Annotated in this window: 21 protein-coding genes and 2 pseudogenes; 19 read left to right on the forward strand and 4 right to left on the reverse strand. The window is 59.3% G+C overall.

Annotation, left to right across the window (positions count from 1 at the left end; all coding sequences use genetic code 11):
• Positions 1-6 precede the first annotated feature (6 nt).
• From nifN to NKK51_RS30375, 10 genes are all read left to right on the forward strand, one after another.
• A complete protein-coding gene (gene nifN, locus NKK51_RS30330) occupies positions 7-1389 on the forward strand; it encodes a nitrogenase iron-molybdenum cofactor biosynthesis protein NifN (protein ID WP_352555890.1) in 1383 nt (460 codons plus the stop codon).
• Positions 1355-1852 (forward strand): nitrogen fixation protein NifX, encoded by a 498-nt coding sequence (nifX, locus tag NKK51_RS30335; RefSeq protein WP_352555892.1) that lies wholly within the window; start codon positions 1355-1357, stop codon positions 1850-1852. The genes nifN and nifX overlap by 35 nt, the downstream gene beginning before the upstream one ends.
• A gap of 17 nt (positions 1853-1869) precedes the next feature.
• Positions 1870-2349, forward strand: coding sequence for a NifX-associated nitrogen fixation protein (locus NKK51_RS30340; RefSeq protein ID WP_286461356.1), 480 nt, complete (start codon positions 1870-1872; stop codon positions 2347-2349).
• A 27-nt stretch (positions 2350-2376) separates the two neighbouring features.
• The gene (locus NKK51_RS30345) at positions 2377-3162 is read left to right on the forward strand and encodes a response regulator transcription factor (RefSeq protein WP_352555893.1); all 786 of its coding nucleotides are present in this window, start codon (positions 2377-2379) and stop codon (positions 3160-3162) included.
• Positions 3163-3541: 379 nt separating this feature from the next.
• Complete coding sequence (locus NKK51_RS30350; protein WP_352555895.1) at positions 3542-4144, forward strand: universal stress protein; 603 nt, start codon at positions 3542-3544, stop codon at positions 4142-4144.
• Between the two features lie 1313 nt (positions 4145-5457).
• Positions 5458-6624 (forward strand): TlpA disulfide reductase family protein, encoded by a 1167-nt coding sequence (locus NKK51_RS30355; RefSeq protein ID WP_502902527.1) that lies wholly within the window; start codon positions 5458-5460, stop codon positions 6622-6624.
• A gap of 333 nt (positions 6625-6957) precedes the next feature.
• Positions 6958-7422: a DUF269 domain-containing protein gene (locus tag NKK51_RS30360; RefSeq protein ID WP_352555899.1), complete on the forward strand. Its 465-nt coding sequence runs from the start codon at positions 6958-6960 to the stop codon at positions 7420-7422.
• Positions 7423-7447: 25 nt separating this feature from the next.
• A complete protein-coding gene (locus NKK51_RS30365; protein ID WP_352555901.1) occupies positions 7448-7651 on the forward strand; it encodes a CCE_0567 family metalloprotein in 204 nt (67 codons plus the stop codon).
• Complete coding sequence (fdxB, locus tag NKK51_RS30370; protein ID WP_352555903.1) at positions 7648-7962, forward strand: ferredoxin III, nif-specific; 315 nt, start codon at positions 7648-7650, stop codon at positions 7960-7962. Before NKK51_RS30365 ends, fdxB begins: the two co-directional genes overlap by 4 nt.
• Positions 7963-8003: 41 nt before the next feature.
• Complete coding sequence (locus NKK51_RS30375) at positions 8004-8321, forward strand: exopolysaccharide production repressor protein (RefSeq protein WP_352555926.1); 318 nt, start codon at positions 8004-8006, stop codon at positions 8319-8321.
• 560 nt (positions 8322-8881) lie between these two features.
• Here the strand turns inward: NKK51_RS30375 and NKK51_RS30380 are convergent.
• Positions 8882-10033: an amino acid kinase family protein gene (locus tag NKK51_RS30380; RefSeq protein WP_352555905.1), complete on the reverse strand. Its 1152-nt coding sequence runs from the start codon at positions 10031-10033 to the stop codon at positions 8882-8884.
• Between the two features lie 456 nt (positions 10034-10489).
• Here NKK51_RS30380 and NKK51_RS30385 point away from each other — a divergent pair.
• Both NKK51_RS30385 and NKK51_RS30390 read left to right on the forward strand, forming a co-directional pair.
• Positions 10490-10894, forward strand: a pseudogene (locus NKK51_RS30385) (transposase); the annotation flags it as partial.
• A 622-nt stretch (positions 10895-11516) separates the two neighbouring features.
• Positions 11517-12086 (forward strand): hypothetical protein, encoded by a 570-nt coding sequence (locus tag NKK51_RS30390; protein WP_352555907.1) that lies wholly within the window; start codon positions 11517-11519, stop codon positions 12084-12086.
• Positions 12087-12589: 503 nt separating this feature from the next.
• Here NKK51_RS30390 and NKK51_RS30395 read toward each other — a convergent pair.
• Positions 12590-13303 carry a GNAT family N-acetyltransferase gene (locus NKK51_RS30395; RefSeq protein ID WP_352555909.1) on the reverse strand — a complete coding sequence of 238 codons (714 nt, stop codon included), beginning with the start codon at positions 13301-13303 and terminating at the stop codon, positions 12590-12592.
• Between the two features lie 241 nt (positions 13304-13544).
• On the opposite strand from NKK51_RS30395, the gene NKK51_RS30400 reads away from it, so the two are divergent.
• Positions 13545-13802 carry a hypothetical protein gene (locus NKK51_RS30400; RefSeq protein ID WP_352555911.1) on the forward strand — a complete coding sequence of 86 codons (258 nt, stop codon included), beginning with the start codon at positions 13545-13547 and terminating at the stop codon, positions 13800-13802.
• Positions 13803-13815: 13 nt separating this feature from the next.
• On the opposite strand, the gene NKK51_RS30405 is transcribed toward NKK51_RS30400, so the two are convergent.
• Positions 13816-14031, reverse strand: coding sequence for a hypothetical protein (locus NKK51_RS30405; RefSeq protein WP_352555912.1), 216 nt, complete (start codon positions 14029-14031; stop codon positions 13816-13818).
• Positions 14032-14764: 733 nt separating this feature from the next.
• On the opposite strand from NKK51_RS30405, the gene NKK51_RS30410 reads away from it, so the two are divergent.
• The 6 genes from NKK51_RS30410 to NKK51_RS30435 all read left to right on the forward strand — a co-directional run bounded on the left by NKK51_RS30410 (position 14765) and on the right by NKK51_RS30435 (position 22240).
• Positions 14765-16528 (forward strand): CocE/NonD family hydrolase, encoded by a 1764-nt coding sequence (locus NKK51_RS30410; protein ID WP_352555914.1) that lies wholly within the window; start codon positions 14765-14767, stop codon positions 16526-16528.
• A 105-nt stretch (positions 16529-16633) separates the two neighbouring features.
• Positions 16634-18295 (forward strand): ABC transporter substrate-binding protein, encoded by a 1662-nt coding sequence (locus NKK51_RS30415; protein WP_352555916.1) that lies wholly within the window; start codon positions 16634-16636, stop codon positions 18293-18295.
• A 34-nt stretch (positions 18296-18329) separates the two neighbouring features.
• Entirely contained in the window at positions 18330-19307 is a 978-nt protein-coding gene (locus NKK51_RS30420) for an ABC transporter permease (RefSeq protein WP_352555918.1), read from the forward strand.
• Positions 19304-20236: an ABC transporter permease gene (locus NKK51_RS30425; RefSeq protein WP_352555920.1), complete on the forward strand. Its 933-nt coding sequence runs from the start codon at positions 19304-19306 to the stop codon at positions 20234-20236. The genes NKK51_RS30420 and NKK51_RS30425 overlap by 4 nt, the downstream gene beginning before the upstream one ends.
• The gene (locus tag NKK51_RS30430; RefSeq protein WP_352555922.1) at positions 20233-21255 is read left to right on the forward strand and encodes an ABC transporter ATP-binding protein; all 1023 of its coding nucleotides are present in this window, start codon (positions 20233-20235) and stop codon (positions 21253-21255) included. The genes NKK51_RS30425 and NKK51_RS30430 overlap by 4 nt, the downstream gene beginning before the upstream one ends.
• Positions 21239-22240 carry an ABC transporter ATP-binding protein gene (locus tag NKK51_RS30435; protein WP_352555924.1) on the forward strand — a complete coding sequence of 334 codons (1002 nt, stop codon included), beginning with the start codon at positions 21239-21241 and terminating at the stop codon, positions 22238-22240. The genes NKK51_RS30430 and NKK51_RS30435 overlap by 17 nt, the downstream gene beginning before the upstream one ends.
• A 278-nt stretch (positions 22241-22518) precedes the next feature.
• Here NKK51_RS30435 and NKK51_RS30440 read toward each other — a convergent pair.
• Positions 22519-22988: pseudogene (locus tag NKK51_RS30440) on the reverse strand (transposase); the annotation flags it as partial.
• Between the last annotated feature and the right edge of the window lie 110 nt (positions 22989-23098).

The following is a 23098-nucleotide window of genomic DNA, read 5'->3' on the forward strand; positions in this document are numbered from 1 at the left end:
GAGTCGATGGTCCGCATCCTTCCCCAGACCAAAGCGGCGGCGGTCAATCCGCTGAAGTCATCGCAGCCCTTGGGTGCCGCCTTGGCCTTTCTTGGCGTCGACGGCGCGATGCCGTTGTTCCACGGCAGCCAGGGCTGCACCAGTTTCGCGCTCGTGCTCTTCGTGCGGCATTTCAAGGAAGCCATCCCCTTGCAGACGACGGCGATGGACGAGGTGGCGACGATCCTCGGCGGGGCAGACCATCTGGAAGAGGCGATCCTCAACCTGAAGGCCCGCACAAAGCCCACACTGATCGGGGTCTGCACGACGGCGCTGGTGGAAACACGGGGCGAAGACTGCGCAGGCGATATCGCCAATATCAGGCTGAAGCGCAGGGAAGAACTCGCGGGTACGGAGGTGGTGCTAGCCAACACACCGGATTTCAATGGCGCGATCGAAGAGGGCTGGGCCAAGGCTGTCACCGCGATGATCGAAAGGATTACGCGGCCCGGCGAGCAGGCGCGGCAGTCGAAGAAGATCGTGATCCTGCCTGGCTGGAACCTCACTGTGGCTGATATCGAGCATTTGCGTGAGATGGTCGAAAGCTTTGGACTGAAGCCGGTGGTTCTGCCGGACGTCTCCGGCTCGCTCGACGGTACGGTGCCCGACGGGTGGGTCACGACCACCTATGGCGGCACCAGCGTCGAGGATATCCGCGAGCTTGGCATGGCTGTGCAATGCGTCGCGATCGGGGAGCATATGCGCCGCCCGGCCGAGCTGCTGCAGAGGTTGACCGGCGTGCCTTACGTGCTGTTCCGGTCGCTGACTGGATTGAAGGACGCCGACCGGTTCGTCTCGCTGTTATCCGCGGTTTCGGGCGCGGCGGCGCCGGCTGGCGTGCGCCGTCGCCGGGCGCAGTTGCAGGACGCGTTGCTCGACGGACATTTCCACTTTGGAGGCAAGAAAATTGCGATCGCTGCTGAACCAGACCAACTCTACCAACTCGCTAGCTTCTTCATCGGAATGGGCTCCGAAATCGCGGCGGCGGTCACAACGGCCGCTATGTCGAAAATTCTGGAGGAAGTACCGGCGCAGTCGGTTCAAATTGGCGATCTCGGCGATTTGGAAGCTCTTGGCGCCGGCGCTGATCTTTTCGTTACTCATTCCCACGGCCGCCAGGCGGCGCAGCGACTCGGCATTCCGCTCATGCGGGTCGGCTTCCCGATCTTCGACCGGCTCGGCAGCCAGCACAAGCTCACAATCCTCTACCAGGGGACCCGCGACCTGATCTTCGAGGTTGCCGGCATTTTTGAAGCCAACCGGCACGCGCCAACGCCTGAAGCGCTTGATCCACTCCGTAAGCGAGAAATGCCAGATGAGCTCCGTCCGTCGCCTCTCGCTCGTCACTGACGAGGTTCACGCACCGACGCCGGAACGCCAGGCCGGCGCATTGCGCGTGGCAATGGCCACGCAGGACATGAAGAACATCAACGCCCATTTCGGCTCGGCCAGGCGCTTTGCTGTCTACGACGTGATGCGCGAGGAGTGGAATCTCGTGGAAGCCGTGGCCTTTGACGACGTTTCCGACGAGAGCGGGAAGCACCGAACTGAGGGCGATGACCGCATCACCCCGAAGGTGGAGGCGCTGAAGGGCTGTCATCTCCTGTTTTGTCTGGCGATCGGCGGACCTTCGGCAGCCAAACTTGTTTCCGCAAAGATCCATCCGATCAAAGTCCCGCAGCCCCAGACCATCCAAGAGGTGCTGTTGCGCACGCAGATGATGCTCAGGACGTGTCCTCCCCCTTGGCTGCGCAAGGTGCTGGCGCAGGCAGGTGTCGCTGAACAGAAACCCTCCTTCGAGGACGAGGGCTGAATTGAGGAGTAGCCGAAATGTTTGAAGCCGCTGTTAGCCCTGCCGCCACCGAGGACGAGGCGGCCCTTGCCACCCCGTTCGTCAAATGCCTCGTGCGGTTGATCCGTGCCAATGATTCCCACGGGTCATGGGAAGGCAAATCGGACCCCGAGCTGCTGGGCGACTTCATCATCACCAGGGAACAGCGCCGTGCAATTCCAATCATCGGCGATCCCGATCCGGACGTGCTGTGGAGGCTCGATAAGTTCTACACCGCCGTCGGGCTTGCGATTGAGGAGCGCACGGGCCTGATGGCATCGCCGATGATGGAGATGAGCCATGAGGGCTTCGGGCGCGTGCTCTTCACGGCCGGGCGGTTGGTCGTTCTGTCAAAGACCCTGCGCGACGTCCACCGGTTCGGTTTCGAGACGTTCTGGAAGCTCGCCGCGGCCGGTACCAAACTGGCCGGCGATGCCACCGCAGCCATTGAGGCTCATCCCGAGGTGGCGCGGGCGTGATGCAACCGACTTTCGATCGAGGGGATCATGTCAGGTCTTGAGGACATGCGGTGGCCAGCCCTCTCAATTGAGGCGGCCCAGGCCGATATGGTTCTTGGGGTAGCGCTGATGAAGCCAGGGGTACTGATCTGTTCGCAAGATGCGGAGTTGTATCTGTACTACAGCCACATTCTGGGGGTGGATGGCTTCAGGATTGAACTGGCCAGAAGCGTGGAGGAAGCGCTGGCATTAGCCAGTGAACGGGAGCCGCAGGCCGTGGTGCTGGACTGCCAGCCGGCAAGCTCGACAGGGTCTACCATCTGTGCCCAGCTCAAGGCGGAGTTCCGGAACAGAGGCCTGCTGGTTATTGCGCTGATCGCGCCCGGCGCCGAAAACCAGCAGCTCGATCTCTTGAAGGCAGGTATTGACGAGAGCTTTGTGCGGCCCTTCACGCCGGCGATGCTGCTCGACTATCTACGCACGAAGCTGGCGCTACCGAAGCCGGGTTCAAACGGGATCGAAAATGGCAGCTGGCTCTGCTGCGGCAGCCTTGAGATGAAGCTCGATGCCCACCGAGTTCGCGGCAATGGCCACGACATCCACCTCGGACCTCTCGAATTCAACCTGCTGCGGCAATTTCTTGAGGCTCCCGGCAAGGTCTTCAGCCGAGACGAGCTGATCGACGCGGCCTGGCCGGACAATATCCATGTCGGTGAACGCACTGTCGACGTCCATATCAGCCGGATCAGAAAGGCGCTGAAGGCTGCCTCGCCAGGTAGCGTCATTCGTACTGTCAGGTCTGCCGGCTACTCGCTCGAGAAGCTGGACGACTGAATCGCGAACGGATGGTGTGCCACTCTCCGTCTTCGTTGGAAGGCAAGTCTTGCGGTTCGAAACGCGCTACGGGCCCGACATCTCAGGGGGAAGCAGTCAGATGGCCTTCAAGAAAATACTCAGTGTGACGGGAGCTGACCATTCCGATCAGGACGTCGCAATAGCTGCTCGCTTGTGCGCCGAGGTCGGCGCGTATCTTTCCGTACTGATTATATCGCCTCCGCCGCTCCTGATGTCGCCTCCGCTTATTGGGTCCCCTCCGCCGTTGGGCGGTGGCATCCCCGAGTGGTCTAGACATCGCGCACACCACATTGCCGCACAGGAACAATTTTCACAGGAGATGGCCAACCTGGAAAAGACATGCAGGGAAATTCACAAAGTGCTGAGAGCCACGTGGCGCTGCTATGATGTCGACACCGAACACTGCGACAAGGCTGGCGTGGGTGACGCGGTGCGACAGCGGGCGCTCTGCACCGACCTGACAATCGTCGGCCCCGCACTTCTCAACGAGACTAGTCTCGGACCCCTTGTTATCAACGGCAGCTTGTTCGACACGGGAAAGCCGGTGCTTGTCGTACCGGAGGGCGCTGAGGCTACTCTGTCTCCACGGCGCGTGCTGGTCGGCTGGGATTCGCGAGTCGAGGCGTCCCGTTCGATTCGAGAAGCGCTGCATCTGCTAGCCGGTGCTGAGGAAGTTCGTGTCGCAGTCGTCGATCCGGAGGCGACCTGCACCGGAAACGGCGCCGAGCCGGGAGCCGACATCGCTGCCTATCTCACTCGGCACGGTGCTCGGGTTTGGGTCGACCGGCTGGCGAGCCGCGGCAAACCGGTGGCCAAGGTGCTAGCGCAGCACGCAATCGACACGTCTGCCGACGTGATCGTCATGGGCGCTTATGGCAGCCGCTGGTTGCGCGAGCGGCTATCCGGTAGCGTGATAAGATGGATAGTTGGCACGCCTTTGCCGCTGTTTTTGGCCCGCTGACGGGTTCTGAAGTAGCACCGATGCTGTTCAAAGCTCTACTCCGCTGGCCACCTACCCTGATACCAAGTCGGAGGAAGGTCGCCGCAAACGAGCAGGTTTCGCGAAGCTCATGAGCAACTTGCAAGCGCCGTCGCGAAGACATTCCCCGGACGCCTCTAACGCGCGCTCGGGGTCTGCTCGTCGCGTAACGCGCAGACCGACGGCCGGGCCGAGGCCCAGGCGTCCTCAATGCCTCAAAACGCCGATATTCGGGTCGGCGTCAGGTCGAGAAAGAGAGTCGTTTCAGCGCGGCAGGCCGCGTTCGGACCGTAGCCTCATCGGATTGGCGTTATCACGATTTCCTTCGCCACTGGCCGGGAACTGAAACACGGAACGACGGTGCAGCGGCCAAGACACCGACCTTCGAGTCCGACGGTCGGGCTCTTGCCGGCCTCGGCGCGAACGGTGGCAGCAATCACGTGTCATCGCCTGGGATGGTAGCCGGGTCAGCGGCGAGGGCGCCGCATCTTCGGCGTTTTCAGTCTGCCTTGGCCCTCGCGTGGCGACCTAGCGGCCTTCAGGCCGGCCAATTCCGACAACGCTCACATTCGCACCAGGTGGTCCCTGTAGGGCCTGCGCACAGGGACACAGAACAACAAAAGTAGGATCCGGGAGAGTTCACCGGCCGGCTCAGGCCGGCATTCATCCTGGCCCTCTTCCCCACGATCATCATCTGGCGATAACGGTACTCGCGACCCGCAGCCGGACATAACCGGCGTCGTCGTGAAGAACTCCTGCGTCGCCACCAGGAATTCAAGCGCAAAGCGGAAGAGGTAGGGCAGAGGCGATGCTCGGATGGAGCGGCGCCTGCAATCGCAATGGCGTTGCGCTACCACCTGAGCGACCGAAACGACAAGAAGCTCAAGCAAGGCTTGAGGCGGACGATGATGACGAGGCTGGCGGTAGCCAAGCGGTCATGCATCTGCTCGATATGTCGAGACGTCGGCGGCCACGCTTCTGCGCCGACGGGAAGCGGGTGATGCGTGTCCAAGACCCGACAGTGGCGGAAAATATGTCGCGTCCAATACAACCGGCGATCTTGGGCGCCACAGAAATTTTTCAAAGCATAATCAAGCGTTTACAGCACGCTGAGCGCGTTGGCACGGCCTTTGCGAATTGAGATTCAGCAACACTGAGTGAAGGCTGACTGCACGCAGATGCGCAAGACGAACAATGCTCTCCCTTCGTTGAACCCTCGTGCCCCATCTCAAAAGGGGAACAAGCTTGCGCATAAGGTCACGCAACCTTTGGCAACAGCTTTGGAGGGCAAGGTGATGTTGCGGATGGGGTCACTGGCTCCTTCGATCCAAGTGGAGGACTGGCTGCGTGGCGAGCCCCTTGCGGACTTCCAGCCCGGCAAAGTCTATATCGTCGAATTTTGGGCAACTTGGTGCGAACTATCTGCGGCGGAGATGCTCGAGCTGATGCAGCTACAGGAGAAATACAAGGACAGCGGATTTGAGGTCGTCGGGATCGCGGCTGATGAAGACGCTCCAACGGCCGTCGAGGCCCGGACCAAGTTGGACGCGTGGTTGGCCGAAAAGTGCCCGGATCTGAATTATCGGATTGGGTTCGACTTCACAGGCGAAATGAAGAAGCTTTGGAGGGAACCCAGCTTTTGCGTCGGGATTCCGACCTCGTTCGTAGTCGACCGAGACGGCTGCATCGCCTTTATCGGTCATCCGAGCCAACTCGGTGAGGTTTTGCCGAAAGTGTTCAACGGCAGCTGGCCCACCAGCAACAAAGCGAAAGCCGCCGATCAGCAGCGGATTGCCACAAGCGAACCCCTGGCGCGCGGACAAGCGCTGAAGAAGCCGATCGATGACAGGTTCTGGGCGGCGGTGAAGCTGGAAGATTGGAAGACGGCGCTCTGGGCGATCGAAGAGGGCATCGCCTTGATGCCGGACGACCTCAATTTCCGCCTGGCTCATGCGCATCTGTTGCTTCACAAAATTCAAGACATGTGGACCGGCTTGCCCGTGATGCGCCAATTGGTTCGCGACGCGATAGACAAAAACTCCGAGGACTGGATGGTTTCGGCGCTAGACCAACTTTTCCATCCGGCCAATGACCATTCGCGCCTTCCCCCTGCTGAGCGCTTCGCGATGGGCAAGGAGCTGTCTGAACACATCCTGGCGCTGAATACCCCGCAAGGCGACAGCCCTAAGTTCCGGTCCTATCCCGCGGTCGCCCGGTACTATCACGAGAACGGCAACAATGATCGAGCGATCGAGTTGGTCGAACTGGCACTGACGTCGCTGGAGGGTCCGGAGCCTATCCTGGCCGAATTGAAAGAGCAGCATCTGCCGGATTTGCTGCAGGCCCTCGCCGAGTACAGGGGTGCGAAGGCTTGTTGCGGCGCTCTCTTTGCCGCTGCGCAAAACAGTTTCCCGAAGGTGCCAAAGCGCGGTCGGCCGAGGAAGAAAGATAAAAAAGGGTAATTGGTCGAAATTGCTTACTGGCCAATTCCTCCATCTCCCTGGCGTGACCGCAGCAAGGAGGTCCATGCAGCACTTGGTCGATCGTTTGCAGCAGGATCGAAACTCGAATCTTCATGGCCTCCGGCCGCATTGCGGCGGAAGTGATGTTCGACGCGAATTCGCGTGGAAGACTTCGCAGCCGAGGACGTGTTCAAGGTCGGCCAAAGGGACGTCAATTGCGTGGAATCAGCCGCGCCGAGCCGGGCGTCGGCTGTGCAAGTGTGCCCGAAGTAGGCGGGCCAGAAAACAGACATCGTGCTTCGAGGAAGAGGACCGAAATGAGGAGAAGGCGAAATGTCTGATACCGCGATCAGCCCTGCCGAGGACGAGGCGGCGCTTGCCGCGCCTTTTGTCAGATGCCTCGTGCGGCTGATCCGTGCTCAAGACTCCTGCGGCTCGTGGGAAGGTAAATCGGACGCCACGTTGCTGGCCGACTTCATCGTCACCAGAAAACAGCGCCAAGCGATTCGTGGCATGGGCTACCCCGATCCGGACGTGCTGTGGAGGCTCGATATGTTTTATACCGCCGTCGGGCTTGCGATTGCGGAGCGTTTCCGCCCGGTGACATCGCCAATCGTGGAGATGAAAACCGTAAGGACTTCGGGCCCGTGCTTTTCACGGTCGGGCAGCTCGTCGTTCTGTCCAGACGACCATCGGTTCGGCTTCGAGACGTTCCCGCAACTCGGGGAGGCCGGTACGAAACTGGTCGACGATGCGACCTCAGCCACTGAAGCCTATCGCAACGAGGCACGGGCGTGAAGACACCGATTTCGAGGAAGGATCTATGTCAAAGCTGGATGAGATGGGAACGAAAGTCCGAAAGCTTCAGCTGCGCGCGGCAATTGCCAAGATGAAATTGCGCGACCTTGCAGAGGATCTCCCGGGAAAATGGACGGACATAGAAGAAGTAGCCGAGGAAGCGTTGGCGGTTTTTGCCGAGTTGGATGGTGCCAAGAGAGAGTTCGCTGCAATGAAGAAGTTACGATGAGGAGCACATTCACCACCCGCGACGGCTCCGGATGGATGCCGGAATATCTCACGGCTATAGACGGCGCCACCTGCATCGGTTGCGGCCGCTGTTTCAAAGTCTGCTCGCGCGAGGTCATGCATCTTTACGGCGTCGATGACGCGGGTGAAATCCTCGGCGCCTGCGACGAGGATGACGATTTCGATGGCGAGCTCAATCGCATGATCATGGTCGTCGATCATGCCGGCCGCTGCATTGGCTGCGGAGCCTGCGCCCGCGTCTGCCCGAAGAACTGCCAGACCCGTGTTGCGGCCGACCAGGTCGCAGCCTGATCTGAGGAGACAAAACCAGGAGAACGGCGTTGTCCTTTAGAATGTTTTGTCGCGTCCTGGGGCTGGTGCTGTGCAGCACCGCACTGACCGTCTACTTCGCTTCTCATTCCATCGGCACAGTAGTGGTCATGACGCTGGCTTGTTCGCTGCTCCTTCAGCTGGCGTATTTCGGTAGCGTGCTCTTTCTGATCTGGCGGTCGGGTTTCGCTCGCGAAGCTGGGCAAAGGGCTGAGCATTTCGGCAGTTGCGAGGACGTTGGATCCCAGCCGCCAGACCATGAAGAGGTTAGGAATGAATCTTCAGACGTGACTCAGCTCGTTTCATGGGCGGCGCATCGCTACTCCGTAGAGGCGCGGTGATAAGCAGAGAGCTCAGTTTCGTGCCACTTTGATCAATCATTAACTTGGGTGGATCGTTCAAGGAATACTGCGCTTATTATGATTGGCGGCGACCCAATTCCGGTAGTTCTGATCTCGGGTGATGCCGTTTTTCGGTTCCATAAGCATCGGTGGGTTGTCGCAGCACGCCGGGATGCGGAAGACAATCGAAATACTTATGGTCTCTTCGGGAATGTTGGAGATGGCAGGTAACTTAAATGAAACCAGACAATGAGATGACGCGTGCAAGCTTGTTGCAGCTCAATCACGTGTTGCCGGATCGAATATGCTGGAAAAGTTCGAACGCTATCCGCTCACTTTTGGACCACAGCTATCGAAAAGCTCGACCGCCTCGGAATGCATCTAGCAGGCTTCTCTGATTGGGGTCGTTGAGGTCCGCTCCGCATCTGTGCGTCACCGACGAGTCAGCAGCAAGTGCCTGGCTACCGTCGCTGACAATTCGCTCTCTGGCGAGCGGGTCCCCCACAGGCCGATCTCATCCGGAGACCCGGCTACTGCGGATTCAGTACGCATTTTTCCGCCTACGCACTATTTCCGCGGATGAGCAACGAACTATAGGGCGAGCGCTGTTTCGCCTTTCTCGACCTGAGCGGTTCGCTAACCGCTCCAGGATACATTCTTTCGTGAATCTGCCGCGCCAGGGAAATGGCGCGTTCATAATCTTCCTGCAAGTGGACGCGCAACCCTGAAGAATCAATCTCTGTCACAACAGTCCTTGAACCAATGGAGATCGAACGAGTGCCCGTCAGCTGGACAAGCCGCACGGCAAAATCAATGTCGCTTGTAATGCATATGCTAGCCCCATCTTTCTCCTCGAGACAGATCGAGCTGATGTCTTGCCGATCAAGAAGCGCGCGAAGATCGTCGCGTTCTGCAAAGCTGGCGCACGATACCACTGCGGTGTCGCGAGCCACTGTTACAGAACGGGTGTTCCCATGGTCTGTTACAATCGTGCCGACGACGGCTCCGTTGCGTGTGAGAGATTTGCAAACAATGGTGACTGCCTGCTTCTCGGCGTATTCTACTGCTCTGTAGTGCAGTACCTTTGCGCCGTGTCGTGACATCTGTTCGATTGTCCCATAGGCAATCTCTGGAACCAGTTGTGCCCCTGGGATGAGATAGGGATCTGCCGTATAGACGCCCGGAACATCCGAGTAGATTTCGCAAGCGTGCTCTCCTAACATGGATGCAATTACGATGGCTGTCAGGTCAGAGCTGTTTCTGCCGAGAAACGTTAACCTGCCGGACTGATCCACTGCCTGGGCGCCCGCGGCAATGGCAACTTGATGTTCCTGCAATGCTGCCACAATTGGCGTAGGATCTACGCTTTCTATTGACGCGCGACCGAAACTTGAATCCGTGCGTATTCCAAGGGAATAGCCGTTCAAAGACGTTACGGAAATCGTTAGCCGGCTGATGGCGGCCTCCAGCAGGCAAGCACTGAGCATCTCTCCGGTTGCAAGTGCCGCATCGAGGGTCGATGGTGATGCTTGCTTGTTGACGTCGAGCATTACTGCTTTCAGGTTGCCAGTTGTTCCCGACATCGCGCTGACCACGGCAACGATCTTGTTCTCGCCAGCCGCCAATCGGTCGGCTATGTGCCTAGCTACTCGACTGTAGTCTTCAGGATGCAGAAAAGAAGATCCCCCGAATTTTAGAACGGTTGCGCTCATGTTCTACCAACCATGATGTAAGTAATTGCAAGCTGTTCGATCAGGGGACGCGTCATGTTCACGGTGTCCTCCAGTGGAGATCGCGGAACGGCGATGGCCGCCCACATTATGCTGAGATTCGATTCTCATAAACTACTAGGATCGGCAGGGTGGGCAGCGATGGATGCAGTCACTGCGCCTCCTACTGACAAAAGCATGGGCCGCCATCGTGCTCGTGGTCCAGGGATGCCCGCCTTGGGTCCCATCGGCGCGTCGGCCGTCGTTGTCCGCTTACGGGACTTGGCTGTCGTCGGGCGGTGAATATTCGCCGATTGTGCATTGAAAACTCCTCTAGAGCACGTCCTGTGATCGATGAATCGATTGTGATGTGACGGCCGCGTTTTGTGGTGATTCAACATCCACCTCGATGGAGGTGGACGATGGGAAGAGCATTGAGCGGGGATCTTCGGTCGCGGGTCGGCGCGGCAAGCGGCGGCGCGGTTCGGCGTGGAGTGTCCAGCGCGATCCGCTGGATTGCGCGGGCGAAGATCGGCGAACTGGCGCCACGCCCGCAGGGCCGCCGCCGCGCCTCCAGCCTCGATGCGCATGAAGCCTTCATCGTCGGGCTGATCGAGGAGCGCAAGAACATCACGCTGAACGAGATGGTGGAGCGGCTCGTCGCCGAGCAGTCGGTGCGGATCAGCCGCAGCGCCTTGGGCGCCTGGCTTCACGGCCACGGTCGGATATTCAAAAAAGTCCGCGCACGCACTGGAGCAGGATCGCCCCGACATCCTGAAGCGGCGCCGGGACTGGTTCGACAACCAGCTCGATCTCGGTCCGGCGAAGCTCGTGTTCATCGACGAGACCGGCCTCTCCACAAAGAGCGAGTGACCCGCGGGGCGACATGGTCCGGAAAAAAGAAGCAGGAGAAGCTTGACCTCCCCAACCCCAATCAGAGAAGCCTGCTAGACCGTTAAGAGAGTATGTTGCTGAAACGAAACCAATTTTTATTGCCACGTTTTGTTGATAACTATGGCTCGACCGTAGTCTGCTGACGTCAGTGGTGTACCTACCGGCACAATGCCGAATCGGGCAAACTGCTTGGCAGTTGTGTCAGGCCTCCACGCCTTCTGTCAAAAGCATGATCGTTTGCGAAGCTTAAAAGATTAAAGTTCAGGCCTAGGTGTCCTGCGACGGCTGCGAATTCGGAAGGCGAAAAGCCCATGATTGGCGCGTCGCCTCCGGTGAATGCTCAGTTACCGGCGCCTCCAAATTAGCGAACGAGATGCCCACGTCCAGCAAGACATCCGCTACGTTTTGGAATACGATATCTTTCGGCTTCCAGCTGGCAATTGCACCATCGACCTATTGTTCGCAAATTACACCTCGTTACTGTCTTTTCCGGCCGAATTATCGGGTTTAGGTATTTGTAATTCGAATAAGCCTCATCGAGGAAAGCGCGCCGCTGAAGGAAATCTGTCCGGATCGGGCAACATCCGAGCTGATGGAACTGACGGCGCGACTGGGAAGCATGATGCCGTACCGCCAGGCCGCCAGCGTGCTCGCCGAATTCCTGCCCATCGAACCCACCGAGCCGCATGCGACCGTGCGAAAGCGGACCATCAAAGTCGGCGAGCGGCTCGACGACCAGATCACTGAGGAAACCTGGCGCGCGAGAATGAAGATGGAGGAACGACATCAGCTCGAAATGCAGGTTCCTGGCGATCGACGCAAAGAGTTCGTCATCAGCATCGATACGGCGCACACGTTCGCAGCGCCGATCCCAATTCAGCGCGAAACTTCGAGCTCGTCGTGGCCAGATGCGGTCGCGGAGGTCGGGGAGAAGTCGGCGGTCGCTACTTTGTCAGCGCCAACACTGACCAACCTGCGATACGCGATCGAGCGCTCCACGCTCTTCGGGAAGAGGGGTATTGCGGCTTTGGACACCCCTCCGCGACAGTCTGAGCGGCGAAACTGGGGAATTTTACTTCGGCACTTTTGGGGAGAATTCGAGCGGCATCGACAACTGGTTCCACATCGCCATAAAGATCCAGCCCATGCAGCAGATCGCTGATCACGTGATCCGATCCCGGTCCGGTCTTGCTGAAACACTTCCGGCCATCGGCAAGGACATCAGAGCCGCGAAGTGGCGTCTGTGGCACGGTCGCGTGGATCGCGCGATCCGGAACCTGGAGCAGCTCTTGGCAAGCTTGAATGTCTCGCAAAGAGAAGGCGAGCTCTCAATGTTGCGTCTCCACAGCCTCGGGTCTCAGCTCCTCACCTACGTCCGTTCGAACCGCAGCGCGATCGTATTACGGAAAGCGCTACCAAGCCAGACTTCGCGTGGCCACGACCCTTGCCGAGTCGGCGGTCAATTCCGTGATCGCCAAACGCATGGTCAAGCAGTAGATGCGCTCGTCTCTACATGGTGCTCACATGCTGCCAGGTTCGGACAGCCGAGATGAATAGTGAGCTTCGCGACCGATTGCGGGCACGATTTCGAGCACCAGAGCCGAGCGTGGCCTCACTATTCAAGCCCAAACCGCCCCTACTGTGCGCCGCGTAACCCCGGAGAAGTTACCGGTCTCTCCCGGCCAGGATGTAGGCACGCTCAGTGCAGTCAAATCCGCTTATCCGATAGCCATGTGAGAAGGCGTCGCGCAGGCTTTCACGAAGCGCAAGCGTTGCGGTCAACGTCCTCTTCCTGTCATGTAGCATCAACGCTTCCACATCCCGAGGAAGTCGAATCCGCAGGCAATCACCGACTTCTTCATCCACGAAGCGACGCTCCGATTTTGCATTGACGATATAGTGATCAAGGAACCAGTCAACCAGTAGACGATCGGAAGGCAATTCTTCATCGATCCCGCCACTCGTACCGTAATAATCGACCAGATACGTCGTAGACCCGGCTCCTAGCCGGTTGATATAGAGGGCTGCATTGACTGCTTGCATTGGATCGAAAGTCCAGCGCACATGCCGGAAGCCGCGAGTTAGACACCACCGCCGTTCATACCATTTGAGCGCTAAGCCAATACCGCGTCCCCGCATTTCCGGCAGTACCGCCAGCGCGTGGCAATATTGGATGCCTGGCGTCGCGCTAGGAAAGCCGAAGACAAACCCGACGAGGCTGCTGTCGACAAAGGCACCCGCTGCGAGTCCGCCTTCTGCCTGAACTACCATAATCATTTCGCCGGACGCACTGGCATCCCCCCAGACAGCTCGCTGCAGGGCCTCGGCAGCGCGAAACTCCGGCATACCGGATAGATCGCGAAATTGCGTCGTCTTCATTTCAAAAGCCACGGACAGTGATCATATTCTTTGTTGTGATCGTCGACTGCTTCATGGAAACCCTTCCACAGTACCGAGCAAGGCAGAAAATCGAAATTTTCGTTGCATTCAAAAATAGCTACGGGAATGCTCTCGGACTTACCTTGTCACCAGCAAAACGACCATACTAGATAGAGGTGCGCATGCGCCCTCCAAATCGGGCCCCTCAGCGGTGCTTTACCGCGAATTGGGATCCTTTCTGATGAAATTCATCATGGACGATTCGATCCATGCGTTCCCAAGGATCGCTGCGGTGCTCTGGGATTCAAGGGCCATGCGACGAAGCGCCATTTGCTGGGACTTGCAAACGCCTTTGAGACAATGGCGCTGCGATTTACATTTCGTTCGCGACCGCTTTGCTAACCCCAAGAACGGCTGCTCTGTTCTTGCCGCGCAAAGGCATTCAGTCCGCAGACCGGCTCCCAATGGTGTTGTGCATCTTCTTGGTGATCTCCGCTGAAGGCAAAGGCGATTCATGCTATGGCGCTCGCATTTCGATCAAAAAACTCGCCGGTCTGAGCGTCGCGCAATATCACCGCCAGTTTGCGCACCACAGCCACGGCACCGCCGCGGCGGGACATACTCACAGGGGCTTTGCGCAGCAAGCGATAGACGGCCCTATGTTGCGCCGGTCGCACGATGTCGATCAGTCGTCCGTGCTTGTCGACAGCCGGAAACAGATATTCCATTTCCAGACCAACCCGAACATAGGTCTCGTCGATCTGCCATGATTCGGATCGATAGCCCTGATATTGGCGCGCAAGCTTTCAAGCTCTCGGGCATAACGCTGTCCTCGAAAGTTCGTGCTCGCGTCGGTCACGATGCCGCGCTCCTGTATTATTTCAGCCAGATCGCGGTAGCTAATCCCGTACTTAGTACTAGCGCACGCACAGCAGGATGATCTCGACCGGGAACGCGGCGGTGCTTTAACCGAGACGACGAGAGGGCTCTTGAGATAGCCGTCTTCCTCTAAACTGCCAAGGTTAATGCAACGTGCCGCTGCGACTGCAGTGGGCTGTGTTGCTGGGCTTGCGTCGAGCACCCTCGCCATGAAGAAATGCTGCAATTCGTCGATAAAGATGCAGCAATGCGGCCTGACGCGAGCAGTCTCCAACGACAATTGAACCGCTCGACCAGCTAATCTGCGGGCGTCTGATAATCATAAAGGCGGGAATGTGAATGATGCACTCAGGGAGGAACGCCCTCTCCACAGGCGGAACCCACCATTGAACATTGCCACGCTGCTGCTGGGTTCTCAACGACATCAACTCAGTAGGGGGAGTGTAATTGACACCGGGCAAAGGCAGCCTTGAGCAGACAAATGGTTATCGTCCAAAGTGATCTTAACTCGCCTAGAGAAGCAAGTGTGCGGCTGCATATCGTGTTGCGGCCGATGTGGGGAAGTAGCAGCGAGATCCGCATATGATAGCTAACGCCGATCTTAAAGAAACTGACGCGGTGCGCTACATCGGGTACGTGTCCATGAACGACGGAACACGCATCGCTTATATTTCGTATCACCCTAAATCTGGGCTGACTGCTCGCCACCCGAGCGTTTTCTGGTACTCCCCCTATACAGCGAGTTTCGCTGCCTTCGAAGTCGCAAAGCCCTTTCTCGAAGCTGGCTACGCTTTCGTTGGCGCTAACTTTCCGGCGACGGGGTGTTCTGAAGGTATCATCGACAATTGGATGGACCGCAAGGAAGGGGTCTATGGCGCCGAAATGGTCGAATGGATTGCCCGACAGCCTTGGAGCGATGGCAATGTCGGGATGATTGGCAATTCATCTGCCGGTACGGTTCAATTCTGGGTGGCGGCAGAGCACCCTCCTCATTTAAGGGCACTCGTGGCGACTGGCGTTGAAGACGGCTACGAGGATTGGATCCACTTGGGCGGAATGCTCCAACTCGACATAACTGCTGCATGGTCGCTCAACACTGAGTTCGTCACTCAGGTAAGCGGAGCGGAGGGCCGTATCAGTGCGGGCGATACTGAGTGTGCTGCAATTCGTGGGAGCGGCAGGCAGGTCGTCAAGCGACAGTTCTTTGACGAGCTTCGAAAGCACCCGCTAAAGGATGAATGGTGGGATTCGATCTGTCTGGCCCGTGATGAGGTCGCCGGCAGGGTCGCTGTACCCACGATGATTATTGCCTCGTGGCAAGACACCTACGGCTGTGCAGTCAGGGAAAGTGCTCGGCTATTTACCCGATTGATGCCTAACGTGGAGCACAAGAAGCTAGTCCTGATGAACGGCGATCACGTGATTGGCGGACCTGGGCCGAACAGCTATGGCCTGGTAGACGATGAGCGAATGAAATTCCTGGACCGATGGGTGAAGGGCGTTGAGAACGGAATAGAGCACGAATCCCCGGTGACTGTTTATTGGGAGGTCCGCCAGCCCAATGGAGATCCTAAGAGGTCGGTTGCGGGCTGGGTTACAAGGCACAAGACCTGGCCCGAACCGAAGGTCGAGCGTCGTCCCTATTATCTCACGGCCGATGCCAGGATCTCGCCTGACAAGCCCGATGCTGGCCCTAACGAGGGCTCTCGCGCCTACCTCTACCCGGCGGGATCAGAACTCTACGGAAGCAATCAGCAATTCGCGATTCAGCCATATAAAGAAGGTGTGTTGAACTATCGGACGGCCGCAGCCGTCTCGGATATGACACTGCTTGGAAACCCGGAGATAACGCTGTATCTCAGCATCGACAATGGAGATGACGCTGATCTGGAATTAACGTTGAAAGACGTCGATCCTGAGGGCAACGTACTCTTCCTGCAATCGGGCCTGCTGCGCGCTTCGCTTCGCGCAATCGACGACGAACGGACCTCTACGGACGAAGTAGTGCATTCATTCCGAAAGTTCGAGAAACTCGTACCGGGTGAAATCTACGAGTTGCGGATGTCGTTGCTGTCACCGATCGGTCACGTTGTCCGGCAAGGTCACAGCCTCGAGCTAACCGTCGGTGCTCCTAATCCCATTCCGCATCCCAATGTCGGCAGCATGCCTGCCGGCGCTCCATCCATTAATAGGGTTTATCACTCGGAGAGATATCCTTCGAAAATCCTCCTTCCCGTTATTCCCGGCGCAGCGGCCCAAGCGCCGGCGCCAGACTACAGCAGCTTGCGAGCCCAGCCCTTTCGAAAGGGAACCGAATTCGTCCCCGGGGGACTGCCTATTCAATGACCCTTCGATGCAGGCGCTGATTAGCAGGAGGTTTCGCCCAAATCGACGGCATTTAATCGCAGTCTGTTTTGAAGTGTTCGCAAATCAATCATGGAGGAGAAGACAATGGAAAAATGGCAACTCAGCCGCCGCGCGGCCTTGAAGGCAATGCTGGCCGGATCAGCGGCGCCTTTTATAATGCGGTCAACGGCATTCGCCGGGTCATGTGATGCCGTGGTGCGTATTGGGGCAATCGTCGCTCCCAGCACCATGAACCCCTTCGCCACATGGGGTTCTTTCTGGCCGACGGTCTTCACCTATGACTTTCTGGTTAGCGTGGATGCCCAGCGTCACTCCGACCGGAAAGGGTTTGCCAAGGAGTGGTCGGTTGCCGACGACCAGCTTACGTGGACCTTCAAGATCTGGCCCGGCATGAAGTGGTCCGATGGCCAACCCGCCACGGCCCGAGACGTCGCGTTCACGTTCAATTACCTAAAGGGCTCTATGGGCAAGCCCGACGAATTGAACGCCGGCTGGAACAATACTGAAGGCTTGGACAACGTCCAGTCGATCACCGCTCTCGATGACGAGACTTTGCAGATCGTGACCAAGACACCTTCGCGCTGGCCGATCGACAAGTGGACGATGATTGTGCCCGAGCACATCTGGAAGGATATCAGCTACGCAGACGCGCGCAGCACCTTCCGCAACGATCCGCCATTGGTCGGAACGGGTCCGATGATCATTGCAGAGTTCCAGCAGGGTCAGTTCGCACGCTTCACCCCGAACAAGTATTTCCGCACGGGGCAGCCGAAGACGTCCGGCATGGTGTTCAACTTCTTCACATCAGCCGATCCCATCGCCCAAGGCCTGAAGAGCGGCAGCCTCGACTATGGTGTTGGCCTGACTACGGCACAGTGGGAAAATCTCGCGAAGGACCCCGAAATCGAAGTCGGGCAGTCGGGCATCGAACAGCGGGACATTCTCGCGTTCAACACTGCCATCGGAAAAGGGGCGGGTAGCACCAAGGCGTTGCAGGATCCGGCATTTCGCGATGCCATCGGCTATGCGATCGACCAGAAGGCCATCGTCGATCGAGCCTACCGTGGTCACGCCGTTCCTGGCGCGGGCATCGTGATGCCTGTGGCGACGGATTTCTACTCCGATCTGAGTGACATCCGGCGCCATTTCGATCTCAAGGAGGCCGCTCGTAGGCTCGATACGGCGGGGTATCAGGATAACGGCGATGGTCTTCGGGAGGACAAGGACGGCAAGAGCTTCCAACTTGAACTGATCACCGGAACATCTTCAGGCACCTATGAGACGCCGCTCGCTGCCGTGCAGCTAATCGCTGGCTGGCTCGGGGAGATTGGTATTCCGGTCTCAGTTACCCAGCTTGACGCCGGCGCGCTCGAAGACCGCGTGTCGGCGCCGGCGAAGGGCGGCGGAGGCTGGGACCTGCTGGTTGGGCAGAGTTGGCCGTCTCCTAACCCCCCAGACATTCTCAAAATAGGGAAAAGCGGTGACCGTCAGAACAGGGCATACTGGACTAATGAGAAGTTCGACAAGCTCTTCTCGGAGGTGCAAGCCACGGTCGATACCAAGAAGCTACAGGAGCAGGTCGATCAGGCGGCACGCATCATATACAAAGAAGCGCCCTACATCGTGCTGACCTACCCGCTCGTGCTGGAGGCCCATCGCAAGAATTGTTTCGTGGGTTGGGGATCAAACGGTGAGATGATGTCTCAGTGGAGCTACTTCCCCTTCGATCGTCTGACGCCGGCCTGACGGCTCGGATCGGAAAGGGAGGAAAGAAAATACGATGGGCCAACGCATCGGACACATACTCATCCGGGCGGCGATGACCATTCTGATGGTGATGTCGCTCAACTTCATCCTGTTCAGAGTGATCCCGGGCGACCCCACCCAGCTTCTGCTGGGCGGGGCACGCTCCAGCGTGACCGAGCAGCAGATCGATAGCCTGCGCAACGAATGGGGCCTCGACAGGCCGCTGATCCCGGACCAGATCGTCGCCTATGTATCGGCAACCCTCCGTGGTGACCTAGGCTACAGCTTCAAGTTCAGGGGTAGTTGGGTTGCTGACCTGCTCCTGGCGCGGCTGCCGGCCACCCTTGCCCTGGTCGGGATGGCCCAGCTCTTTGCGATCGTCTTCGGGGTCATGCTCGGCCTCTATGCCGGCTGGCGACGAGGCGGGGCCGTCGACCACCTGATCACGGGGATCTCCCTAACGCTCTATTCGACCCCGGCGTTCTGGCTCGGCATGCTCATGGTGCTGGTGTTCAGCACGACGCTGGGCTGGTTTCCTGGTTACGGAGCCTATTCGCCCACGGATGGGGCCGGGAGCGCGATGAGTTGGCTCGCCGACCGGCTCTGGTATCTCGCGCTGCCGGCCGCTACTCTGGCACTGGGAATGAGCGGGCAATATGTTCTGGTCGCCCGGGCCGCGATGAGTGACGTCGTGACCGAGGACTACATGGTCACCGCCCGGGCCAAGGGACTTACTGGCCGTCAGATGCTGATGCGTCACGCTTTCCGCAATGCCATGCTGCCGGTCATGACCCTGATAACACTCAATCTCGGTTATGTCGTGGCGGGAGCCATAACGATCGAAGCCGTATTCAACTGGCCGGGGATCGGCGGGCTGACGGTCCAGGCGCTCAACGCGCGGGACTATCCCGTCCTGCAGGGCATCTTTCTCTTGCTCGGCGCCTCGATTGTGGTCGCCAACATCGTGGCCGATCTGGCCTACGGCCTTCTTGACCCCCGTGTGAGACAATGAGCGAAGATTCGACAATCCATCGCGCGCCTGTCCGGCTGCGCGCAACCCGAGCCTTTCTCCGCAAGTTCACCGGTCATGTCGGCGCACGGATTGGCCTCTCGTTCCTTGCATTCGTCCTCGTGCTGGCGGCGGTGCCACGCCTCCTTGTCGGTCCGCTGCAGACCGCGGCCAATGCAACCGGTGATTTCCTCGCGCCCCCGAATGCCCAAAATATCCTTGGAACCGATGAGGTCGGGCGCGATGTGCTCAATCTAGTCGTCCATGGAGCCCGGGTTTCGCTGACGATAGCGCTGATGGCGACCGTGATCTGCCTCATCGTCGGAACCGCGATCGGCTTGTTATCGGGGTATTATCGGGGCAGGGTCGACGTCTGGCTAATGCGCCTGACGGATTTCTTCTTCATCGTTCCCACCTTCGTGTTGGCGCTGGTCATCACGCCGGTGTTTCTCGAGGTTGTCGGGCGCGGGGGAACGATCCTCGGCTTCCGGCCCTCGCTCTTCGTGATCATTCTGGTCATCGGTCTGACGAGTTGGGGGTTTGTCGCGCGCATCGTGCGCAGCCAGACGCTGACACTCCGGGAACGTCAATTTGTCGATCGGGCGCGCGTGGTCGGCAGTAGCGATCTCGGCATAATGATACGGCATATCCTGCCCAATCTAGTGCCCCAGATTGCCGCCAACGGCGCCCTGGTGGTCGCCAATGCCATCTATATCGAGACGGCGCTTTCGTTTCTCGGGCTCGGCGATCCCTTGCAGCCGTCCTGGGGCACGATGCTCTACCTGGCGCAGCGCGCCGGGGCCGCAAGCGTGGGCGCCTGGTGGTATCTTGGCGCGCCGGGTCTCTGCGTGCTCATAGTCTCGCTTAGTTTCGTCCTGGTCGGGAATGCGCTCGACGACACCTTCAATCCACGCTGGCGGGTGATCCCATGACAGACCACAATCAAAAAGGCGGCGCGCTGCTTCTGTCGGTCGAAGGCCTCTCTGTCGACTATCGGCTGAAGGGCACGTCATTGCCTGCAATCAGCGACGTGAGCTTTGAGCTCGCGGCCGGAGAGGCCGTCGCCCTGGTCGGGGAATCCGGCAGTGGCAAGACCACGACTGCCATGGCGATCGCGGCCCTGCTGCCGCCCAATGCAGCGGTCAGCGAAGGCGCGGTACACTATAAAGGAGAGCAGCTTCCGATCGACGACGACGCGGCGATGCGGCCGCATCGCTGGAGCGAGACCTCGGTCGTCTTCCAGGGGGCGATGAATGCCCTCAACCCGGTGCACCGGGTCGTCAAGCAGATTGCCGAACCTTGCATGTTAAAGCTCGGCCTGCCGCGCGACAAGGCGAGAGCGAAGGCAATGGAACTGCTCGAACTCGTTGGTATCCCGGCCGATAGAGGCACGGCCTATCCGCACGAGCTCTCAGGGGGCATGCGCCAGAGGGTCATGATCGCCATGGCACTTGCCTGCAACCCGTCCATCGTTATCGGCGACGAACCGACCACTGCGCTCGATGTCATCACCCAGGCGCAGATCCTCAAGCTGCTGGGAGAGTTGCGATCGCGGCTCAACCTCGGGCTCATCCTGATCACCCACGACCTCTCGGTGGTAGCGGAGTCCTGCGATCGGGTGATGATCATGTATGCCGGTCGCATTGTCGAGGAGGGCAGTGTGGCCGAGATCTTCGCCACGCCGCGGCATCCTTATACGCGGCTCCTGATCGCATCGATCGCGGATCCGGCGAGTGGCAACAGGACCATCCAGTCCATCCCGGGCGATCCCCCCAACCTTCAGACGCGCCCCTCAGGCTGCGCCTTTCACCCCCGGTGTCCCTCCGCCATGGATATCTGTTCGGCCGAAATCCCCGCCTTCGAGAGGAGCGCACAGGGATGCGTTGCCTGCCATCTGTACGGGCCTGCCCCGCAATTGAAAAAGGACTTGGCCCATGCGCGACAGCACTGAAGTCCTGCGTCTTGAGGGCCTGCAGGTCCACTACCCGATACAGGCTGGCGTCTTCGACCGCCTGCTGGGACGGCAAAGTGGCGGGGTGCGCGCGGTCGACGGGATCGACCTAACCATCAGCCGCGGCGAGATTGTCGCGGTCGTCGGGGAGTCCGGATCCGGTAAGACCACACTTGGCCGTGTCGTCACCAAGCTGGTGCAGCCGACCGGCGGAAGGCTGCTGTTCGAGGGCAGGGACATGACCTCCGCGCAAGGCCTCTCAGCCCTGCGCCCGTACCGGCATCGCGTGCAGATGATCTTTCAGGATGCCTATCAGGCGCTCAACCCACGGCACACCGTGTTCGACGTCGTGGCGGAGCCCCTGCGCTCGCTCCGGCTGGTCGAGAACAGCAACCAGCTCACCGGGCGGGTGAGCGAGGCACTGGCGGCTGCCGGGCTCAATCCTCCGGCTGAGTTCTTTGCACGCTTTCCGCACGAGCTCTCCGGCGGGCAGCGCCAGAGGGTCGTGATTGCTGGAGCTCTCGCGGTGAAGCCCGAGCTCATTGTCGCCGACGAGCCGGTCTCGATGCTCGATGTCTCGATTCGCGCGCAGATCCTCCAGGTCCTCACGGAACTCCGCGCGCGGCAGAACCTGGCGCTTCTCTTCATCACCCACGACCTGCCGGTCGCCTGGCTGATTGCCGACCGGATCGCGGTCATGTACCTCGGACGGTTGGTCGAGATCGGCACGGCCGACGAGATTACGCTCAACCCGCGCCATCCCTATACGATCGCGTTGCGCGACGCCACTCCGAAGGTCCGACCGGATGTCCACCGCCGTGAGTTGCTTGCCCTTAAGGGTGAGGTCCCGAGCGCTGCCCATGTTCCGAGAGGCTGCCGCTTCCATCCGCGGTGCCCGCTTGCCTTCGACCGCTGCCGGCAAGAAGAACCGCCCGCCGTGGAAGCGGGGCCTAAGCATATAGTCACCTGCTGGCTTGCGGAGTGAGGGGGGCTCTAAGAGGCCGTCGTCTAATCGCGCCAAATGCAAGTCTTTTTTGGACGTCGAGGCCGGTCGTTGGCGTTTGCCGGGAGCAGTATCGTCTTCGCGGCCGGCATGAAGTCGCCGCATGATGGGGCTTCGCGGGTGAGCCTTCCAAGGTTTTGGAACGCACGCTCGGGGCATATTGCCTCGAAGGTGCAACGGCCTCTGCGGAATGGCTCGCCCTACGTCCCGGCAGGGACGCCTCGGCACGCCTCATGGCAGGCGCATGTGAGCTTGCGGTGTCAGGCCATGGCGCTGGTTGCGGCCAGCTTGCGCGCAACGGCGACGGCCGCACGCTTGAAGCCGATCCGCTCTCGCAGCTTCACCCCCCAGGCGCGCAGCTCGCTTTCGGCATAGGTGCGCGTCAGGATCTCAGGATCACGGTTGCTGCTTCATAAAGCAGTCCCCTCAGATGAGCGTCGCAGCGTCGGGAGATGTGGCCGTCATAATCGACTTCGCCAGATTGGTAGCGACGAGTGATCAGTCCCAGCCACGCGCCGACCGAACGCGACTTCTTGAAGTTCGCCGGGTCCTTGATGGCGGTCGTGAACGCGGTTGCGGTGACCGCGCCCGCGCCAACCCCTGGGATTGACATCAGCAACTGACAGACCTCGCTCTGTCGTGCGCTGGCGATAAGCTGCCGTCCAAGCTCGGCGGCGCGGGTGCGCACGCTGCGCCAAGCCTCAAGAACCGGCAGGATGATACGCGCAAGCTCTTCGCTCATGTTCCCTGTCAAGGTTGAAGGCAAGAAGGCTCGCCTGCTTGGCAGGTTTGCGAAGCAGTCGGACCGGCTGAAGCTGCACAGGGCTGGGGGTGGAGCTC

Source organism: Mesorhizobium sp. M0011 (assembly GCF_040324155.1).
In the GTDB taxonomy this organism is placed as follows: domain Bacteria; phylum Pseudomonadota; class Alphaproteobacteria; order Rhizobiales; family Rhizobiaceae; genus Mesorhizobium.

Coding starts and splice junctions, on each gene's coding strand:
- nifN (WP_352555890.1), top strand. CDS start 7: ATGGTCCGCATCCTTCCCCAGACCAAAGCGGCGGCGGTCAATCCGCTG.
- nifX (WP_352555892.1), top strand. CDS start 1,355: ATGAGCTCCGTCCGTCGCCTCTCGCTCGTCACTGACGAGGTTCACGCA.
- NKK51_RS30340 (WP_286461356.1), top strand. CDS start 1,870: ATGTTTGAAGCCGCTGTTAGCCCTGCCGCCACCGAGGACGAGGCGGCC.
- NKK51_RS30345 (WP_352555893.1), top strand. CDS start 2,377: ATGTCAGGTCTTGAGGACATGCGGTGGCCAGCCCTCTCAATTGAGGCG.
- NKK51_RS30355 (WP_502902527.1), top strand. CDS start 5,458: ATGTTGCGGATGGGGTCACTGGCTCCTTCGATCCAAGTGGAGGACTGG.
- NKK51_RS30360 (WP_352555899.1), top strand. CDS start 6,958: ATGTCTGATACCGCGATCAGCCCTGCCGAGGACGAGGCGGCGCTTGCC.
- NKK51_RS30365 (WP_352555901.1), top strand. CDS start 7,448: ATGTCAAAGCTGGATGAGATGGGAACGAAAGTCCGAAAGCTTCAGCTG.
- fdxB (WP_352555903.1), top strand. CDS start 7,648: ATGAGGAGCACATTCACCACCCGCGACGGCTCCGGATGGATGCCGGAA.
- NKK51_RS30375 (WP_352555926.1), top strand. CDS start 8,004: ATGTTTTGTCGCGTCCTGGGGCTGGTGCTGTGCAGCACCGCACTGACC.
- NKK51_RS30380 (WP_352555905.1), bottom strand. CDS start 10,033: ATGAGCGCAACCGTTCTAAAATTCGGGGGATCTTCTTTTCTGCATCCT.
- NKK51_RS30390 (WP_352555907.1), top strand. CDS start 11,517: ATGGAACTGACGGCGCGACTGGGAAGCATGATGCCGTACCGCCAGGCC.
- NKK51_RS30395 (WP_352555909.1), bottom strand. CDS start 13,303: ATGAAGACGACGCAATTTCGCGATCTATCCGGTATGCCGGAGTTTCGC.
- NKK51_RS30400 (WP_352555911.1), top strand. CDS start 13,545: ATGAAATTCATCATGGACGATTCGATCCATGCGTTCCCAAGGATCGCT.
- NKK51_RS30405 (WP_352555912.1), bottom strand. CDS start 14,031: ATGGAATATCTGTTTCCGGCTGTCGACAAGCACGGACGACTGATCGAC.
- NKK51_RS30410 (WP_352555914.1), top strand. CDS start 14,765: ATGATAGCTAACGCCGATCTTAAAGAAACTGACGCGGTGCGCTACATC.
- NKK51_RS30415 (WP_352555916.1), top strand. CDS start 16,634: ATGGAAAAATGGCAACTCAGCCGCCGCGCGGCCTTGAAGGCAATGCTG.
- NKK51_RS30420 (WP_352555918.1), top strand. CDS start 18,330: ATGGGCCAACGCATCGGACACATACTCATCCGGGCGGCGATGACCATT.
- NKK51_RS30425 (WP_352555920.1), top strand. CDS start 19,304: ATGAGCGAAGATTCGACAATCCATCGCGCGCCTGTCCGGCTGCGCGCA.
- NKK51_RS30430 (WP_352555922.1), top strand. CDS start 20,233: ATGACAGACCACAATCAAAAAGGCGGCGCGCTGCTTCTGTCGGTCGAA.
- NKK51_RS30435 (WP_352555924.1), top strand. CDS start 21,239: ATGCGCGACAGCACTGAAGTCCTGCGTCTTGAGGGCCTGCAGGTCCAC.